This is a genomic window from Vibrio kyushuensis, assembly GCF_050337325.1.
In the GTDB taxonomy this organism is placed as follows: domain Bacteria; phylum Pseudomonadota; class Gammaproteobacteria; order Enterobacterales; family Vibrionaceae; genus Vibrio; species Vibrio kyushuensis.
In genome coordinates this window covers 507,057-524,951 of sequence record NZ_JAKJSV010000003.1, presented here as the reverse complement: position 1 = coordinate 524,951, position 17,895 = coordinate 507,057, and the positions used below count along the sequence as shown (strand labels likewise).

At 42.7% G+C, this 17,895-nt stretch carries 17 protein-coding genes; 13 read left to right on the top strand and 4 right to left on the bottom strand.

Annotated features, from left to right (window positions below; genetic code table 11):
• Nucleotides 1-326 precede the first annotated feature (326 nt).
• From L4D20_RS08745 to luxS, 8 genes are all read left to right on the top strand, one after another.
• On the top strand, nt 327-584 hold the full coding sequence (locus L4D20_RS08745; RefSeq protein ID WP_428801191.1) for an oxaloacetate decarboxylase subunit gamma: 258 nt from the start codon (nt 327-329) through the stop codon (nt 582-584).
• 31 nt (nt 585-615) lie between these two features.
• Complete coding sequence (gene oadA, locus L4D20_RS08740) at nt 616-2,394, top strand: sodium-extruding oxaloacetate decarboxylase subunit alpha (protein ID WP_428801190.1); 1,779 nt, start codon at nt 616-618, stop codon at nt 2,392-2,394.
• A gap of 9 nt (nt 2,395-2,403) precedes the next feature.
• Nucleotides 2,404-3,534, top strand: a complete 1,131-nt coding sequence (locus tag L4D20_RS08735; protein WP_428801189.1) for a sodium ion-translocating decarboxylase subunit beta — start codon at nt 2,404-2,406, stop codon at nt 3,532-3,534.
• 180 nt (nt 3,535-3,714) lie between these two features.
• Nucleotides 3,715-4,665, top strand: coding sequence for an NADP-dependent oxidoreductase (locus L4D20_RS08730; protein ID WP_428801188.1), 951 nt, complete (start codon nt 3,715-3,717; stop codon nt 4,663-4,665).
• Nucleotides 4,659-5,120 carry a YqaA family protein gene (locus L4D20_RS08725; RefSeq protein WP_428801187.1) on the top strand — a complete coding sequence of 154 codons (462 nt, stop codon included), beginning with the start codon at nt 4,659-4,661 and terminating at the stop codon, nt 5,118-5,120. The genes L4D20_RS08730 and L4D20_RS08725 overlap by 7 nt, the downstream gene beginning before the upstream one ends.
• 9 nt (nt 5,121-5,129) lie before the next feature.
• On the top strand, nt 5,130-7,988 hold the full coding sequence (locus L4D20_RS08720; RefSeq protein ID WP_428801186.1) for a M16 family metallopeptidase: 2,859 nt from the start codon (nt 5,130-5,132) through the stop codon (nt 7,986-7,988).
• A 116-nt stretch (nt 7,989-8,104) separates the two neighbouring features.
• On the top strand, nt 8,105-9,670 hold the full coding sequence (gene gshA, locus L4D20_RS08715; protein ID WP_428801286.1) for a glutamate--cysteine ligase: 1,566 nt from the start codon (nt 8,105-8,107) through the stop codon (nt 9,668-9,670).
• Nucleotides 9,671-9,783: 113 nt separating this feature from the next.
• Complete coding sequence (luxS, locus tag L4D20_RS08710) at nt 9,784-10,302, top strand: S-ribosylhomocysteine lyase (RefSeq protein ID WP_428801185.1); 519 nt, start codon at nt 9,784-9,786, stop codon at nt 10,300-10,302.
• A 93-nt stretch (nt 10,303-10,395) separates the two neighbouring features.
• On the opposite strand, the gene L4D20_RS08705 is transcribed toward luxS, so the two are convergent.
• Together L4D20_RS08705 and L4D20_RS08700 are read right to left on the bottom strand one after the other, a co-directional pair.
• Nucleotides 10,396-11,661, bottom strand: coding sequence for an HlyC/CorC family transporter (locus L4D20_RS08705; RefSeq protein ID WP_428801184.1), 1,266 nt, complete (start codon nt 11,659-11,661; stop codon nt 10,396-10,398).
• A 186-nt stretch (nt 11,662-11,847) separates the two neighbouring features.
• Nucleotides 11,848-12,642, bottom strand: a complete 795-nt coding sequence (locus tag L4D20_RS08700) for a cytochrome C assembly family protein (RefSeq protein ID WP_428801183.1) — start codon at nt 12,640-12,642, stop codon at nt 11,848-11,850.
• Nucleotides 12,643-12,833: 191 nt separating this feature from the next.
• Between L4D20_RS08700 and ffh the strand changes: the two genes are divergently transcribed.
• From ffh to rplS, 5 genes are all read left to right on the top strand, one after another.
• Nucleotides 12,834-14,231, top strand: coding sequence for a signal recognition particle protein (gene ffh / locus L4D20_RS08695; RefSeq protein ID WP_428801182.1), 1,398 nt, complete (start codon nt 12,834-12,836; stop codon nt 14,229-14,231).
• Nucleotides 14,232-14,477: 246 nt separating this feature from the next.
• Nucleotides 14,478-14,726 (top strand): 30S ribosomal protein S16, encoded by a 249-nt coding sequence (gene rpsP / locus L4D20_RS08690; RefSeq protein WP_017036646.1) that lies wholly within the window; start codon nt 14,478-14,480, stop codon nt 14,724-14,726.
• Between the two features lie 25 nt (nt 14,727-14,751).
• Complete coding sequence (gene rimM, locus L4D20_RS08685) at nt 14,752-15,306, top strand: ribosome maturation factor RimM (RefSeq protein WP_428801181.1); 555 nt, start codon at nt 14,752-14,754, stop codon at nt 15,304-15,306.
• A gap of 46 nt (nt 15,307-15,352) precedes the next feature.
• Complete coding sequence (gene trmD, locus L4D20_RS08680) at nt 15,353-16,102, top strand: tRNA (guanosine(37)-N1)-methyltransferase TrmD (protein ID WP_428801180.1); 750 nt, start codon at nt 15,353-15,355, stop codon at nt 16,100-16,102.
• 48 nt (nt 16,103-16,150) lie between these two features.
• Complete coding sequence (gene rplS, locus L4D20_RS08675) at nt 16,151-16,504, top strand: 50S ribosomal protein L19 (protein WP_428801179.1); 354 nt, start codon at nt 16,151-16,153, stop codon at nt 16,502-16,504.
• Between the two features lie 311 nt (nt 16,505-16,815).
• Here the strand turns inward: rplS and yacG are convergent, their stop codons facing one another.
• Both yacG and zapD read right to left on the bottom strand, forming a co-directional pair.
• The gene (yacG, locus tag L4D20_RS08670) at nt 16,816-17,013 is read right to left on the bottom strand and encodes a DNA gyrase inhibitor YacG (RefSeq protein WP_428801178.1); all 198 of its coding nucleotides are present in this window, start codon (nt 17,011-17,013) and stop codon (nt 16,816-16,818) included.
• Nucleotides 17,014-17,145: 132 nt separating this feature from the next.
• The gene (gene zapD / locus L4D20_RS08665; protein ID WP_428801177.1) at nt 17,146-17,886 is read right to left on the bottom strand and encodes a cell division protein ZapD; all 741 of its coding nucleotides are present in this window, start codon (nt 17,884-17,886) and stop codon (nt 17,146-17,148) included.
• Nucleotides 17,887-17,895 lie beyond the last annotated feature (9 nt).

Sequence of the window (17,895 nt, the reverse complement as noted above, 5' to 3'; positions counted from 1 at the left end):
TCTCATTATCATTCTGATAACTTTAAAATCACAACTCGTTGTTTTAAAAGAAAAATCCAATAACTATTAACTCCATCTCAGTATTCGTTCAAAATTTGTATTAACGTCCATAAATTGGCTAGTTTTATTACCTAAAAAGCATTAAATTTTCAGAGTTATGTGATTTGAACGGTGAAATATCCACCGGATTTGTGTTTTATCATAAAGAGTTGATTAAACAAAATTGACAAACTTTTACCAATCGAGATAATCCTAGATCACTGTCGACACTGTTTACTGGAACCGTCGGCACATAAATTGTCAGGATGACAAAGAAAGGAAGCAACATGACAAATATTGGAAGCCTGCTAGGCGACGCTGCAACCCTGATGATTACGGGAATGTCAGTCGTATTTATTTTCCTAACTATTCTTGTATACCTCGTTCGGTTAATGTCGAAACTAGTGCCAACAGAAGCACCAGAGACGTTTTCCACACCAATTCAAAATAATAAAGTTCAATCAAATCCTTCTGCTATCAGTCCGAAAGTTGTTGCAGCGATCTCAGCTGCCGTTCACCAACATCGTACAGTTACAGCTAAATAGATTTTTTAAGGATTAAAAGGAGTTAATGAGCATGTCTAAACCACTAGCTATTACGGATGTGGTCCTTCGTGACGCCCATCAGTCACTATTCGCTACGCGTATGCGTATTGAAGATATGCTGCCTATTGCGGCAGAGTTGGATAAAGTCGGGTATTGGTCACTTGAAACTTGGGGTGGTGCCACCTTTGATTCTTGTATTCGATTTCTAGGGGAAGACCCTTGGGAGCGTCTGCGTGAATTAAAAAAAGCGATGCCAAATACACCAATGCAAATGTTACTGCGTGGTCAGAACCTGCTGGGTTACCGCCACTATGCGGATGACGTGGTAGAGAAATTTGTCGAACGAGCTCATACCAATGGTATGGATGTATTTCGTATCTTTGATGCGATGAATGACGTACGTAACTTCCAAACATCGGTTAAAGCTGCCATTGATGTTGGTGCACATGCGCAAGGAACTATGTCTTATACGACAAGCCCTGTTCATAATTCAGATACATGGGTAGATTTGGCGAAGCGCTTAGAAGACCTTGGTTGTCACTCTTTGTGTATTAAAGATATGTCTGGCCTTTTAAAGCCTTATGAGGCTGAAGAGCTCATTACACGTATTAAAGCATCATGTGATGTTCCTCTCGCACTCCATTGCCATGCTACGACTGGTCTTTCGACTGCAACAGCGGTGAAGGCCGTAGAAGCAGGTATCGATATTCTTGATACCGCAATCTCTTCAATGAGCTGTACTTACGGACATACGCCGACTGAAACAGTTGTCGCGATGCTTGAAGGCACAGAGCGAGATACTAATTTAAAACTTGATCAAATTGAGCCTATTGCAGCTTACTTCCGTGAAGTACGTAAAAAATATGCAAAATGGGAAGGCCAACTTAAAGGTATTGATTCACGAATTCTCATTGCTCAAGTTCCTGGTGGCATGCTTACCAATATGGAAGGCCAGCTAAAAGAACAAGGCGCAGCTGATCGTCTTGATGAAGTTCTTGAAGAGATCCCACGCGTTCGTAAAGAGCTGGGTTATATCCCACTGGTTACGCCGACATCGCAAATTGTAGGTTCTCAAGCGGTAATTAATGTATTAACGGGTGAGCGCTATAAGAGCATCACTAAAGAGACAGCTGGTTTGCTGAAGGGTGAATATGGTGCTGCTCCTGCTGAAGTTGATCAAGCACTACAAGCAAAAGTACTAGACGGTGCTGAGCCGGTAACTTGTCGTCCTGCTGATTTGATTGAAAATGAGCTCAATACATTAACCACAGAGCTTTTAGAAAAAGCAAAAGCGGATGGCATATCTTTAGCTGAAGATACAGTTGATGATGTATTAACTTATGCACTTTTCCCACAAGTTGGTTTGAAGTTCCTTAAAAATCGTCGTAACCCTGAAGCATTTGAACCGGCACCTAGCGTAGAACAAGTTCAACCACAAGTTGCTGCTAAAGCGGCTCCAGGTGGTATTGAAAGTTACAGCGTGAAAGTAGATGGTCAAGTATTTGATGTTGAAGTAGGCCCTCAAGGGGAGCTAACGTCTGTTGTGCCAACTCAAGCGTCAGCTCAAGCAGCTCCTGTAGCAGCCTCTGCGGGTAACGCTGAAGCTGTACCAGCGCCACTAGCCGGTAACATTTTCAAAGTGAACGTCCAAGCTGGCGCTCAAGTTGCCGAAGGTGACGTGTTATTGATACTTGAAGCAATGAAGATGGAAACAGAAGTACGTGCTGCTCGTGGTGGTATCGTACAAGATCTTCATGTGAAAGAGGGCGATGCCGTGACTGTTGGCTCACCACTTCTAAGCTTAGCGTAAGGGATCACCATGGAAGGATTGATGATCTTATGGTCAGAGACAGGGATTGCTAATTTTGAATTTGGCCAGCTATGCATGATGCTAGTTGGTGCAATTCTGTTATTTTTAGCGATCACTCGTGGCTTTGAACCGTTACTCTTACTGCCTATTGGCTTTGGCGCAATACTAGCAAATATCCCCAATGCAGGATTTACTGATCCGGGTGGCTTGCTCTATTACGTTTATTACATTGGTATTGAAACAGGTGTTTTCCCACTGCTTATCTTTATGGGCGTAGGGGCAATGACGGACTTCGGTGCTCTGATTGCAAACCCTAAAACACTATGGCTTGGGGCTGCGGCTCAGTTTGGTATCTTCGCAACGCTATTTGGTGCGATTATGCTTAACTATATTCCTGGTATGGAGTTCTCAATGCCAGATGCCGCTTCTATCGCAATCATTGGTGGTGCAGATGGACCAACGGCTATATTCCTAGCCAGTAAGCTATCACCAGAGCTGCTTGGGGCAATTGCGGTAGCCGCTTATAGCTACATGGCATTAGTACCGATTATCCAGCCACCAATTATGAAGGCTTTAACAACGCCTGAAGAACGTCAGATTAAAATGGCTCAGCTGAAACATGTTGGCAAAGCGGAGAAGGTCATCTTCCCACTTGCTGTACTGTTGATGACTATCTTGTTCCTACCATCAGCGACACCTTTAGTCGGTATGTTCTGTTTAGGTAACTTGATGCGTGAAGCTGGTGTGGTTGATCGTTTATCAAAAACGGCGCAAAACGAGCTTATTAACATCGTAACGATCTTCTTAGGTCTTGGTGTTGGTTCTAAACTTCAAGCAGAGCAGTTCTTGAACTTCAAAACGCTAGGTATTCTATTACTTGGTGCTGTTGCCTTTAGTATAGGTACAGCCGCTGGTGTTTTGATGGCTAAGCTATTAAACAAGTACTCTAAAGAAGATATTAACCCACTCATTGGTGCTGCAGGTGTTTCCGCTGTACCGATGGCTGCGCGTGTTGTGAATAAGGTTGGCTTACAGGCTAATCCACAAAACTTCTTGCTGATGCATGCTATGGGACCAAATGTAGCCGGTGTACTTGGCTCTGCGGTTGCTGCAGGTATTCTTCTTGCCTTGGTCGGTTGATAATAGCTGATCGGTTGATAAGAATGGCTCGGTTAATAATGATTAGCTGGTTAACAAAAGCGCATTTGGTCAGTTGATGGTTAAATTGCGAGCTAATAGTTAACTTAATTGAAAGAAATGTTATATATTCAAAGGGATGCTTCGGCATCCCTTTCTTTTTTTCAATAGGGAATAGAACAGATGGAAAACAAGCAAATAGCAATTACCAAGTTTGGTGAAGCAGATGTCCTTGCCACTCTTACTTCCGAAGTGCCCCAACCAAAATCTGGCGAAGTACTTGTTAAAGTTGCTTTTTCCGGGGTTAACCCTATTGATGTAAAAACACGTGCAGGTCTTGGCTGGGCAGCTGCTCAAAATAAAGATAACTTACCTTGGGTTCCTGGCTATGATATTTCAGGTAAAGTCGTTGCGGTGGGTGATGATTCATCGCGCTTTGAGCAAGGGGCCAATGTTGCAGGCTTTATTGGCTTTCCACTTCAAGGTGGAGGCTATAGCCAGTATGTCTGTGTTGCAGAGAGTGAGCTTAGCCTCATTCCTGATGCTGTAACACTAGAAGCGGCTGCGGTCCTTCCTTTAGCGGGCCAAACCGCGGCTCAAGCGTTGAATAAAGCAGAAGTAAAGGAAGGCGACCGTGTTCTTATTCTTGCAGGGGCAGGCGGTGTCGGGCACTTGGCGATACAAATCGCGATTGCTGCAAAAGCTGAAGTGTTTACTACCTGCAGTGAGCGTAATCTTGATTATCTGGCAACCCTTGGTGCACATGCTATCAATTACCAATTCGCTCCAGTATCAGAAAGAGTTGAAGAAGTAGATGTGTTGATTGATTTAGTGGGTGGTGATGCTGCTTTGGATGCATTGAAGTGTTTAAAAGATGGCGCACGTGTTGTTACTGTACCGACTCTCTCTGCTGAGTTAATTTGTGAAAAAGCCAAACTGCTTGGGTTTGAAGCAACAGGCATGTTAGTTGACCCAGATCCTGAGCAACTTGATACCATGCTTTATATGGTCAGTGTTGGGTTACTTAAAGTTGAAATCCAACAAATATTCCCTTTTACCCAAGCGCAAGATGCCCATCTGCAAATAGAAACAGGGCATACGCGAGGCAAGGTGTTACTTGATATGCAATGCTAGAGACATTTACTACCGCGTTTGAAACTTTTGCTCTTTGGTTCTCTGATTCAGCTTTATGGGTACTTTTTATTAGTGGTTTCTTGAGCGCCACCTTATTACCCGGTGGCTCTGAAGCGGGTTTAATTGCCACACTCAGCCTGAATCAATATTCTACTCTGATTATTATTGTTGTTGCGACTTTGGGCAATACCCTTGGTGGTATGACTAACTATTGGTTGGGGTTATGGTTACCTAATCGAACTCAACAAGAAAAGCATGGTCATAAAGCTATTAGCTGGCTTAATCGATACGGCTACTGGACGTTATTATTTAGTTGGCTCCCAATTATTGGTGACCCACTCTGCTTAGCCGCAGGTTGGCTAAGAATGCGCTTACTACCTTGTTTTGTTCTTATTCTGATCGGCAAAGCACTTCGATATAGCTTATTAGCTGCAATCTATTTTGGTTTTTTTTAAGGAAACATCATGAGAAACATTTGGTTAGGAGCGTTCTCCCTCCTTACTATTTCAGCCTGTTCAAGTTACACCATTCCTTCCGTTCCTTTTTTCTCTTCAGTGCCGGAAGGGATGACTCTAATTGAAGAAGTGTCTCAAACACCTGACGCAGTGATGATCCCCTATTCAAAGTATCAGTTAGATAATGGTTTAACCGTTATTCTCTCTCCAGATCACTCGGATCCTTTGGTTCACGTCGATGTTACCTATCATGTTGGTTCAGCACGTGAAGACGTTGGTAAATCGGGCTTTGCTCATTTTTTTGAGCACATGATGTTCCAAGGTTCTGAGAATGTCGGTGATCAAGAGCACTTCAGAATTATTACTGAAGCTGGTGGCACATTAAACGGCACGACAAATCGTGATCGAACCAATTACTTTCAAACGGTACCCTCTAATCAACTTGAAAAAGTGCTTTGGCTAGAGTCGGATCGTATGGGGTTCTTGCTGGATGCAGTCTCTCAGCACAAGTTTGAGATTCAACGAGATACCGTAAAAAATGAGCGTGCACAAAGTTACGATAATCGTCCTTATGGATTGATGTGGGAGCGGATGGGCGAAGCAATTTATCCAGAAGGTCATCCATATTCATGGCAACCAATCGGTTATGTAGAAGACCTTGATCGTGTTGATGTTAATGATTTGAAAGACTTCTTCTTGCGTTGGTACGGTCCTAATAATGCCGTGATCACCATAGGTGGAGATTTCGATGAAGATGAGACACTTGCTTGGCTTAATCAATATTTCGGCTCTATTCCTAAGGGGCCTGAAGTAGAAAAAGCACCTAAGCAGCCTGCTCAATTAACAGAAGATCGTTATCTGACTTTAGAAGATCGTATTCAGCAGCCAATGGTCGTTGTTGGGTGGCCTACAGAGTACCGTGGACACGAGCAGCAAGTGTCGATAGATTCATTAGCCAATGTACTTGGTGGGGGGGCGAACAGTTTGCTCTACCAACGCCTAGTGAAAACTCAAAAGGCGGTAGATGCAGGCGCATTTCAAGACTGTGCTGAACTGTCATGTACATTTTATGTATATGCAATGGGCGCATCTGGTGGTGAAGGTAACCTGACACCTCTTTATCAAGAGTTGATGGAAACACTTGAAGAGTTCTCCCTGCAAGGAGTACAGCAAGAGCGTCTTGACCAAATTACAGGCATGTCTGAAGCCAATGCTGTATTTGCACTAGAGAGTGTTCGTGGAAAAGTAACCCAGCTTGCCTCTAACCAGACCTTCTATGGCCAGCCGGATCGCATTGAAACACATCTACAGCAGATCCACGAAGTCACCCCTGAAACAGTGATGTCTGTGTACCAAAGCTATCTTCAAGGGAAGCCAAAAGTGACGCTTAGTGTTATTCCTAGAGGTAAAATGGAGTTGGCTGTAAAAGAGGCGGACTTTGCTCCAGCTGAGCGAACACTTCCAGAATACCAGAAAATAGCCGATGACCAACTTGAGCAACGCAAAGCAGAAGACAGTTTTGACCGCTCTATTATGCCGCCGGTAGCGGGTGGCGTGAAGGCTCAGATGCCTAAACTGTATGAGATCTACTTTGACAATGGTGCAGAGCTGCTAGGCACGAAAACAACGGAAACCCCGACCGTTCAAATTGAATTTTATCTACCCGCTGGAGAAAGGCACGTCGCTAAAGGCAAAGAGGGTTTAGCTAATTTGACGGCCTCTTTACTGGAAGAGGGAACCCAACATCGCACTTTAGAAGCACTAAAAGCCGAGTTAGATAAACTAGGTAGTCACATTAGTGTGAGTGCTGGCTCTTACACGACCTCAATCAGCGTTTCTGCACTTGAGAAGAATTTAACCCCAACGCTTGCGATTGTTGAAGAGATTCTATTTGCGCCTAAATTCGATGAAGATGACTTTGAACGAGTTAAAAAACAGATGCTTGAAGGCATTGTTTATCGTCACCAAACACCTAGTTGGTTAGCTTCTCAAGCAACACGACAGGTTGTCTTTGGTCGATCTCTATTTGCTCGTTCTCGTGACGGAACAGAAGCCTCTTTGTCAAACCTCACCTTAGAGGATGTGACAGAGTTTTATAATAAACACTACACGCCACATGGAGCTCAAATTGTCGTAGTGGGAGACATTAATAAGAACAACATTAAAAAAGAGTTAGCGTTCTTTTCTGACTGGGAAGGGGAAGTATCGCCACTGCTTAGACCTCAAGTGGTAAAACCGTTAACAGAGCAAAAAATATACGTCGTAGATAAACCTCATGCACCTCAAAGTGTTGTTCGCTTAGTAAGAAAAGGGCGCTCATTTGATGCAACCGGAGAGACTTATTTAACCCAACTGGCTAACTTTAATTTAGCTGGTAATTTTAATAGTCGAATCAACCAGAATCTTCGTGAAGATAAGGGTTATACCTATGGCGCGAGTGGTTATTTAGCGGCGAACAGAGAAGTCGGCATTATTGTATTCAACGCTCAAGTTCGTGCGGATTCAACGGTTGCTTCGATAGTGGAGATACAAAAAGAGCTCGCACTATTTAGTGAAGAGGGCATAACTGAAGCTGAGCTAGATTTTTTACGCTTGGCGGTTGGCCAGCAAGATGCACTAAAATATGAGACCCCATCACAAAAAGCGGCGCTACTGAGTAATATCCTTACTTACAGTCTGGATGAGGATTACCTTCAACAGAGAAATCAAATCGTCGATACTGTGAATAAATCAACATTGGATAAACTGGCTAAGAAATGGTTTACCCCAGATGACTACCAGATAATCGTGGTTGGCGATACCGAGAGCTTAATACCGGAGTTAGAAAAATTAGAAATTCCGATAGAAGAGCTTGAAATCATCCGTTAGAGTACACATTTATAAAGGGCGGACTATTCCGCCCAAATTCTAACAACCTATTTAGCGCCAGTTAAACTGTGAGTTTTTCTTGCAGCGCCTAAATATGAACATAAGTGACCCTCATTTTGACTGATTTTGCTGCTAGGCTAGGTTTGATAGCCAAACAATCGGACGTGTTTAAGCAATATGGACGTGGTGTTGAGCGTGAGACTCTGCGCTATCACCAAAACGGACACCTTGCGACCACACCACACCCTGAAGGATTAGGCTCAGCGTATTCAAATGAATGGATCACGACAGACTTTTCTGAATCTTTATTAGAGTTCATTACCCCAGTATCGAATGATGTCTCTACGTTGGTTTACCAACTGGAAGATATCCACCACTTTACTCAAACTAATTTGGGTGAAGAGAAGATGTGGCCAATGTCGATGCCTTGCTATGTGGGTGGTGAAGATGACATTAATCTTGCTTATTACGGTACGTCTAACTCCGGTAAGATGAAAACTCTTTATCGTGAAGGGTTAAAACACCGTTACGGCAGTTTGATGCAAATCATCTCTGGTGTGCATTTTAACTTCTCTTTTCCTGAAGCGTTTTGGGATGCTTTGCATGGCGAGCAAGAGCAAGGTGAACGTGAAGCGAGTAAATCAGAGTCATATTTTGGCCTTATTCGTAATTACTACCGCTTTGGTTGGCTGATCCCGTACTTCTTCGGTGCGTCACCAGCGCTATGTTCTTCTTTCCTCAAAGGAAGAGAAACAAAGCTGCCTTTTGAAAATATTAATCAGACCCTATATCTACCTCATGCAACCTCATTAAGGCTAAGTGATTTAGGCTATACCAATAGCGCTCAAAGCGTATTGAAGATTGGCTTTAACAGTCTCGACCAATACCTAGAGGGGCTAAATAAAGCGATTCGCACCCCTTCAGAAGAGTTTGCCAACATTGGTATTAAAGTTGAAGGTGAATACCGACAGCTAAATAGTAATGTTCTACAAATTGAAAATGAACTGTACGCTCCAATCCGCCCTAAACGTGTTGCGCGATCTGATGAAAAACCGTCAGAGGCGCTAGAGCGAGCTGGCGTTGAATATATCGAAGTTCGTTCATTAGATGTAAACCCTTTTAGCTCGGTAGGTATTACCGAAGAACAGGTTCGTTTTCTTGATCTGTTCCTAACGTGGGCGACATTAAGCGACTCAGATCCTATGGATGACTGTGAGCTTGAGTGCTGGCGTGATAATTGGAATAAAGTGATTGTTGAAGGGCGTAAGACGGGTCTAGAGCTTCAAATTGGCTGTCGCGGAGAGCAATTGACTCTGCAAGACTGGGCTAAGCGAGTGTTTGATGATCTTATTCTGATTGCCCGCTCAATGGATGAAGAACATGGCGGTCGAGCATATCAAGATGTTTGTGATAAATTGCTTCTATGGATTGATGATCCAGAGTTAACGATTTCCGGACAATTACTGGCGATGACAAAGCAGCACGGTGGTTTAGGTAAGCTCGGCTGTGAACTTGGTTTGACGTATCGCGAGCAATATAAGCAGCATCAATATAAAGTATACTCTCAACAAGAGATGGAATCTGAGGTGGTTCGCTCGAGACAAGCTCAAGCCACACAAGAATCGAATGATACAGATGACTTTGACCAGTACTTAGAAAGCTATTTCTCTTATTTGAAATAGTGGGATGTACCAAGTCGTTAAACATAATTAAAAGAGACTAGCCGCAGGGCTGGGGCAGGTATGTGGCATGAGTAACGAAAGACTTATGCCCATCGATAATTGAGGGAAAAGCAATGCCGTTATTAGACAGTTTTACCGTTGACCACACTCGTATGAATGCACCTGCAGTTCGTGTTGCAAAGACAATGAAAACGCCAAAAGGCGATACTATTACGGTGTTTGATCTACGCTTCACTGCACCAAACAAAGACATTCTTTCAGAAGAAGGTATTCATACGCTTGAGCACTTATACGCAGGCTTTATGCGTGATCACCTAAATGGCGACTCAGTGGAGATTATTGATATCTCTCCAATGGGCTGTCGTACTGGTTTCTACATGAGCCTTATTGGTACACCAAGTGAAGATGCGGTAGCTGCAGCTTGGCTAGCGGCAATGGAAGATGTATTAAAAGTGGCTGATCAAAATAAGATCCCAGAGCTGAACGAGTACCAGTGTGGAACGGCTGCAATGCACTCATTGTCTGACGCTCAACAAATTGCAAAAAATATTATTGCAGCGGGAATTTTAGTAAATAAAAACGATGAACTTGCACTGCCAGAAGCAATGCTAAATGAGTTGAAAGTCGACTAGTTTTTAGATTGTCACAGATTATAAGAAACGCAATAAAAAAGCCTTGAGAAACACTCAAGGCTTTTTTTGTGTCCTGTATTCATATACTGAGGACTAAGTCAGCTTTGGAAATACTCTGACTAGTTTGATTCTATTTTCTTCAAGCTCAACAATTTCCATTGGGTGTTCAGCGACTCGAACACTGATATGGCTTTCTGGAATATCTTCTAAGTGCTCTAAAATAAGACCGTTAAGGGTAACTGGCCCATCGGTTGGCAGCTTCCATTGGAGACCTTTGTTGATATCTCGGATATTGGTGCTCCCTTCAATCAGAAAGCTTCCGTCAGCTTGAGGTGTTATTTCATCCGATAAGCTTGGCGCAATGGAGGTCGTAAACTCACCAACAATTTCTTCTAATATATCTTCTAAGGTAACAAGACCATTGATGTCGCCATACTCATCAACAATCAGCCCTATACGCTCTTTATTACGCTGGAATTTTAAAAGCTGTACATTCAAAGGGGTGCTTTCAGGAATGAAGTAAACTTCATCAGCCGCACGCAACAGTGTCTCTTTATTGAATTCATTTTTCTCAAGCATCAAGCGATACGCTTCTCGAAGCCTTAACATTCCAACTACTTCATCAATTTGGTCGCGGTAAAGAACAACTCGACCATGAGGTGAGTGAGTGAGTTGGCGAACGATAGACTTCCAATCATCGTTGATATCGATACCAGTAATTTCATTTCGAGGGATCATGATGTCGTTGACCGTAACATGCTCTAAATCCAGAATGGATACCAACATATCTTGGTGACGTTGTGGAATGAGGTTTCCAGCTTCGTTAACAACCGTGCGCAACTCTTCCGAACTTAAATGATCTTCTTTATTGTGCTCTGCTTTCACGCCTAATAAACGAATAAAGCCATTGGTAATAAAGTTCACCAAAATAACCAATGGAGAAAGCACTTTCATTAAGAAAAGAAGCAGGATACTGCTCGCGTAGGAAACACGTTCAGGGTATAAGCTTGCGATCGTTTTTGGCGTCACTTCAGCAAAGACTAAAATAACCATGGTCAGCAAACCGGTGGCGAGAGCTACACCCACATCACCATATAGGCGCATACCTATGATAGTAGCGATGGCCGATGCGAGGATATTAACTAGGTTGTTGCCGATAAGAATCAGACCAATCAATCGGTCTGGTCGGCTTAACAGTTTTTCAACACGCTTTGCACCTTTGTGCCCTGTTCCGGCTAAATGCTTTAACCGATAACGGTTTAGAGACATCATTCCCGTTTCTGAGCCTGAAAAGTATCCGGAGATAACGATCAAACAGCCAAGTAACGTGAACAAAAAAACTGTGGAGATGTCGTCCAATCTAAAATTTCCCTTTTTATCTATTGCTTAATTTATGACCGATAATAATAAAGATGTCAATGGTGCTATAACATTGAACCCTATTAAAAGGTAATAAGAAGAGTCACTTACTCGTTTTGTTAGTTAACTAACAAGATAATAATACAATTAGTTATTACCAAAATGAGTGAGTCACAGGTGAATGAGTTAAGTCAGAATGATCTCTTTGACAAATCGACTTCCGAAATAGGCCAAAGTGAGTAACGTTGCGCCCGCGACAGCAAACCAAGTTACCTTACGTCCACGCCAGCCTTTTTGGTAATGACCCCAAAGAAGGGTTGAGTAGATAACCCAAGCAATAAACGACAAAATGCCTTTATGTGCTTTACCTTGGGCAAACATGTCTTGAACAAAAAATGCACCAGTAATCAACGTACCAGTTAACAGAAGCGTTCCGATAAGAATGATCTTAAATAACTGACGTTCAACCATCATCAAAGGTGGCAAGTTTGGATTAATCGCCAACGCTTTTTTTGCCTTAAGCTTGTGGTCAAGCCATGCAAGTTGCAGCGCGTACAGTGCACCAATGGAAAGGGTAGAATACGAGAACAGTGCTAAGGAAATATGAAGGAGTAACTTTGGCTCATTTTCCAAATGGGTAATAAAGGCACTGGATATAAATGTTGCTCCCATTAAGTTGATGGCTGAGAAGCTATACACCACGGGAAGCAAAAACCATAATCTTGTTTTCAGCATCGCAATGCTCATAACAAGAGAGATAATAAAGCTGATTAATGACGCAACATTGAGGATGCTAAGGTTTTGTCCGTTACCATTAAATATAAGATCACTTAATAACCAGCCATGCAAAGCCAGCGCAATAGCAGCACTCGTAAAGACAGTTTTAGATTTGATCCCTGTTTGTTGGACTAACCCAGGAATAATCGTTGCGATCGCGAGCGCATATAAAATTGCAGAAGTAACAGCGACTAAGTTATCCATTAATATCACAAGTTTTGTCGATTAATTAACGAATTATAACCTGCATCAAGCGCTTGGGCTATCGCATATCCAGATAGAATTGCAATAGATGAGATATCAAATCTTAAGAAGGCTGTGACAACGGGTATGACTACCACCGTGGCTAATGTATACTCATCATAATTTGTCGCCTGATAGCGAAGAGTAAAAAGATGTTTGAGAATTTAACTGATCGATTGTCCAAAACGCTGAAAAATATCAGCGGTAAAGGTCGTTTGACCGAAGATAATATTAAAGAGACGTTGCGCGAAGTTCGCATGGCGTTGTTAGAAGCTGATGTAGCCCTTCCTGTTGTACGTGATTTTGTAAAGCGCGTTAAAGAAGGCGCTGTGGGTGTTGAGGTTTCTAAATCTCTAACACCGGGCCAAGAGTTCATCAAGATTGTTCAAGCTGAGCTTGAAGCCGTGATGGGTGAATCCAATGAAGCGCTTGATTTAGCAGCGCAGCCACCTGCTGTGATCTTAATGGCGGGTTTGCAAGGTGCAGGTAAAACAACCAGCGTCGGCAAACTATCTAAGTTATTAAGTGAAAGAGATAAAAAGAAAGTTCTGGTTGTTTCTGCCGATGTTTACCGCCCAGCGGCAATCAAACAGCTAGAGACACTAGCAACAGATGTCGGTGTCGATTTCTTCCCATCGTCTGCTGATCAAAAGCCGATTGATATTGCAAACGCTGCAATTGATCACGCTAAGAAAAAGTTTTACGACGTACTTCTTGTCGATACTGCGGGCCGCTTAGCTATCGATGAAGAGATGATGGCTGAGATTAAGCAGCTTCATACTGCTATCAACCCGGTAGAAACACTGTTTGTTGTCGATGCAATGACGGGTCAAGATGCCGCAAATACAGCAAAAGCATTCGGCGATATGCTACCGCTTACTGGTGTCATCCTAACCAAAGTTGATGGTGATGCACGTGGTGGTGCAGCGTTATCTGTACGTCATATTACCGGTAAGCCGATTAAATTCTTGGGTGTTGGCGAGAAAACCGATGCACTAGAACCATTCCACCCAGACCGTGTTGCATCACGCATTCTAGGCATGGGTGATGTTTTATCTCTTATTGAAGACCTTCAACGTAACGTCGATACCGACAAAGCTGAAAAGTTAGCGAAGAAATTTAAAGAGAAAAAAGGCTTTGATTTAGAAGATTTCCGCGAGCAGTTAGGTCAGATGTCTAACATGGGCGGAATGGCGGGAATGATGGATAAGTTGCCTGGTATGGGCAACGTGCCAGATAACGTTAAAGATAAAGTAGATGACAAAATGTTTAAGCAGATGGAAGCGATCATCTGCTCTATGACAATGAAAGAACGTAAACGCCCTGAACTCATTAAAGGTTCACGTAAAAAGCGTATTGCTGCAGGTTCCGGTACTCAAGTGCAAGATGTGAATCGCTTATTAAAGCAATTTACTCAAATGCAGAAGATGATGAAGAAAATGCAAAAAGGCGGTATGAAAGGCATGATGCGCAATATGCAAGGCATGATGGGCGGCGGTGGTATGGGCGGAATGGGTGGAGGCGGTGGCTTCAATCCATTTGGTCGCTAACTTCGATCTTCGAAACCACTCACTAGCGAGCAAAACAGACTTTAGCTAACTTTATTATCAACCTGTTAGCTAAATCACAAATTCTACTCACCATTTGTGGTGGCGAAAAAGTAGCTAAAAGCCTTGCATTGCCTCGGAATAAGAGTAAAATTCCGAGGCTTTATTTTGGCACGAGACCCCAAACTGTCCTTTTAATGAACGGTTCTTGGGGTTAATTTTATTTTTGAGAAAGCAAAAGAGGACGACATGGTAACCATTCGTTTGGCACGTCACGGCGCAAAAAAACGCCCATTTTATCAAATCGTAGTAGCGGACAGCCGCAACGCTGCAACTGGCCGTTTCATTGAAAAAGTAGGTTTCTTTAACCCTACTGCTACTGGTCAAGAAGAAGGTCTACGTTTAGATCTAGATCGCGTTAACCATTGGGTTGGTCAAGGCGCATCTGTATCTGACCGCGTAGCTAAGCTAGTAAAAGACGCTAAAAAAGCGGCTTAATTCTTTATTTATAGAGAAGTAGCTTATGTCGATGAAAGGAAAAGAAACAATGAGTGAGCAAAACGAAAAAATTGTTATGGGCAAGTTTGGTGCTACCTATGGCATTCGCGGCTGGCTTAAGGTTTTTTCCTACACAGACAATGCTGAGAGCATTTTCGATTACAGTCCTTGGTTTATTAAAATAAAGGGCGAGTGGGTTGAGTACAAAGTAGAAAGCTGGAAGCGTCATAGCAAAGCTATGGTGGCTAAACTAGCCGGTTTGGAAGTTCGCGAAGAAGCGCACTTACTAACCAATTTCGAAATTGCTATTGACCCTGCATCATTACCGGAATTGTCAGAAGAAGAATTCTACTGGCGTGAATTGTTTGGAATGCAAGTTGTGACCACCAAAGGTTACGATTTAGGTAAAGTGACGGATGTCATGGAAACCGGCTCCAACGATGTTCTCGTAGTGAAAGCAAATCTAAAAGATGCTTTCGGACAAAAGGAACGATTAATCCCGTTTCTTGAAGAGCAAGTGATCAAATTAGTTGATCGCAAAGCTCAACGGATCGAAGTTGACTGGGATCCTGGATTCTAACTCCAAGTAACATTGCGAATAGAACCAAGTTTATATTGGTGAAAACATGTGGGTTGGCATAATTAGCCTTTTTCCAGAAATGTTCCGCAGCGTTACTGATTTTGGAGTAACAGGTCAAGCGGTTAAAAAAGGTCTCTTGTCGGTAGAGACATGGAATCCTCGCGATTTCACTCACGACAAACATCGCACTGTTGATGATAGACCTTACGGTGGTGGTCCTGGAATGCTTATGATGGTTCAGCCTTTGCGCGAAGCTATTCATACGGCAAAACAAGCCTCACCGGGAAAGACGAAAGTCATTTACCTATCACCTCAAGGTCGTAAACTCGACCAACAAGGTGTTGAAGAGTTGGCTACTAATGAGAACTTGCTTCTTATTTGTGGTCGCTACGAAGGGGTGGATGAGCGCATTATACAATCCGAAGTTGACGAAGAATGGTCAATTGGTGATTTTGTAATGACGGGTGGCGAAATACCAGCCATGACGTTGATTGACTCAGTATCTCGGTTTATTCCGGGAGTATTAGGGGATTTTGCGTCAGCAGAAGAAGATTCTTTTGCCAATGGTTTGTTAGATTGTCCACACTATACGCGTCCTGAAATGTTAGATGATAAATCGGTGCCTTCGGTATTGATGTCAGGTAACCATAAGGATATTCGTCGCTGGCGATTACAACAATCGCTGGGCCGTACTTGGCTAAGAAGACCAGAGCTCTTGGAAAACCTAGCTCTGACTGACGAACAGGAACAATTACTGGCCGAATTTATTAAAGAGCATCGCTCTAATAAAAAGTAAGCAGTAACCTATTTTATTTAGTATCAGTTTATTCTAGGAATTTAAAAAATGAGTAACATCATCAAGGCTCTTGAAGAAGAGCAACTGAAATCAGACCTACCTAAGTTTGCACCAGGTGACACTGTTGTAGTTCAAGTTAAGGTAAAAGAAGGTGACCGTGAGCGTCTACAGGCTTTCGAAGGAGTTGTAATCGCAATCCGTAACCGTGGTCTACACTCTGCATTTACTGTTCGTAAAATCTCGAACGGTGAAGGTGTTGAGCGTACGTTCCAAACACATTCTCCAATGGTTGATAGCATCGAAGTTAAACGCCGTGGTGCAGTACGTCGTGCCAAGTTGTACTACCTACGTGAGCGTTCTGGTAAGTCAGCTCGTATCCGCGAGAAGCTTACTAAGAAGTAATGCTATAACTAGCGTTCTCATAAGAAAAACGGGGTCCATAGGACCCCGTTTTTTTATGCCTTGAGTTTAAGCAGTCTATGTTTCCCTATTACATCGTCATCGGTACTCATTTACTATCGCTTTCCTATACTAAAAAAGGTCCGTTCCTCTTCCTTGTTCTAGGAAAACCTAGCTTCGCTTAAATCTCAATTCATTCTGCTATCAATTATTAAACCGAAATTAAAAAGAAAAGGCTGATACCATTGGCATCAACCTTTAAATTTGTTAGCTGTTAGCTGTTAGCTGTTAGCTGTTAGCTGTTAGCTGTAGCTTTAATGTGGGTCTTCTGACCAACCGTCACTGTCTGACATATCGGGTGCACCGGCAATCGTGTTTTCTTCATCTGCCCATTCACCAAAGTCGATCATCTGGCACTGTTTGCTGCAAAAAGGGCGGTGTGGGCTTTGCTCTCCCCATTCAACATCCGCGCTACATTGCGGACATTTTACAATCGTGGTTTTCTTTGACATTGGATCAATCTCGTATTGGTATTACTGATATTGTCGGTTCTTGATACCTGAATTGCAACTTGATATTAGAACCGAAACTAGAGCGTGTACTCGCTGATATCGATGAATAAGAGGGCAGTATTAAGCTGAGTGCTAGCTACAAACAGCAAGGGAGAATTGAATATCTTGAGTGCACGCTTGGCCTGATTTAAAGTCTATGAATTTAATAGCAAAGCGATTTTTATGCCCTGAAATCATAGGGTACACACCGTATTGTAGAGGGATCTCGAGTCTTAGAATATTCGCTTCTTCAGCATCACTTTGGAAGAAACCATTGTTCGCAAGTTGAGGTTTATAGTACCCAGTTTCTCTAGCCAATTTAAGCCATAGCGTTAATGCATCTGAGAGTGGTGTTAATGTCCCTAACCACACATTGGTATCATGCTCTTTTTGTGTCGTTGGCAAGTGAAGCCAATGATGCAGTGCTGGTAAATCGAAACAGCACGAGCCACCGGGTAAATTGAAACGTTGACGAATGGTGCTAATGAAACGGTCATCTTTTAGTGACTGACCAAAACGCTCAGCCGTCATTAGATTACCATGCACGAGATCAACTTCATTTAAGACATCGAGCAGCATTGCTTGATCGACACCTTCAACGTTTAACCAACTTTTATAAGTAAGGCGTTGTTTTTCTATATCTTTTGCTAGTTCGCTTTTAAGCTGAATCTGTTCGAAAATTTCGAGCAAATCAAACAGTGAGCGGAAGAAAAGTAAATGTTGAAGATCATCTGAAAATTGAGAAGACACCTTGAGTTGATGGAGTAGTGCTTCTACTCGCAAATAAATGCGTGTTTTTTCATTAAGAGGATGTTCAAACTTATGGGTGGTCATTGCTATCGC

Bases quoted from the DNA above. Each gene is read 5' to 3' on its own strand.
- L4D20_RS08745 (WP_428801191.1), top strand. From the start codon at position 327: ATGACAAATATTGGAAGCCTGCTAGGCGACGCTGCAACCCTGATGATT.
- oadA (WP_428801190.1), top strand. From the start codon at position 616: ATGTCTAAACCACTAGCTATTACGGATGTGGTCCTTCGTGACGCCCAT.
- L4D20_RS08735 (WP_428801189.1), top strand. From the start codon at position 2,404: ATGGAAGGATTGATGATCTTATGGTCAGAGACAGGGATTGCTAATTTT.
- L4D20_RS08730 (WP_428801188.1), top strand. From the start codon at position 3,715: ATGGAAAACAAGCAAATAGCAATTACCAAGTTTGGTGAAGCAGATGTC.
- L4D20_RS08725 (WP_428801187.1), top strand. From the start codon at position 4,659: ATGCTAGAGACATTTACTACCGCGTTTGAAACTTTTGCTCTTTGGTTC.
- L4D20_RS08720 (WP_428801186.1), top strand. From the start codon at position 5,130: ATGAGAAACATTTGGTTAGGAGCGTTCTCCCTCCTTACTATTTCAGCC.
- luxS (WP_428801185.1), top strand. From the start codon at position 9,784: ATGCCGTTATTAGACAGTTTTACCGTTGACCACACTCGTATGAATGCA.
- L4D20_RS08700 (WP_428801183.1), bottom strand. From the start codon at position 12,642: ATGGATAACTTAGTCGCTGTTACTTCTGCAATTTTATATGCGCTCGCG.
- ffh (WP_428801182.1), top strand. From the start codon at position 12,834: ATGTTTGAGAATTTAACTGATCGATTGTCCAAAACGCTGAAAAATATC.
- rpsP (WP_017036646.1), top strand. From the start codon at position 14,478: ATGGTAACCATTCGTTTGGCACGTCACGGCGCAAAAAAACGCCCATTT.
- rimM (WP_428801181.1), top strand. From the start codon at position 14,752: ATGTCGATGAAAGGAAAAGAAACAATGAGTGAGCAAAACGAAAAAATT.
- trmD (WP_428801180.1), top strand. From the start codon at position 15,353: ATGTGGGTTGGCATAATTAGCCTTTTTCCAGAAATGTTCCGCAGCGTT.
- rplS (WP_428801179.1), top strand. From the start codon at position 16,151: ATGAGTAACATCATCAAGGCTCTTGAAGAAGAGCAACTGAAATCAGAC.
- yacG (WP_428801178.1), bottom strand. From the start codon at position 17,013: ATGTCAAAGAAAACCACGATTGTAAAATGTCCGCAATGTAGCGCGGAT.
- zapD (WP_428801177.1), bottom strand. From the start codon at position 17,886: ATGACCACCCATAAGTTTGAACATCCTCTTAATGAAAAAACACGCATT.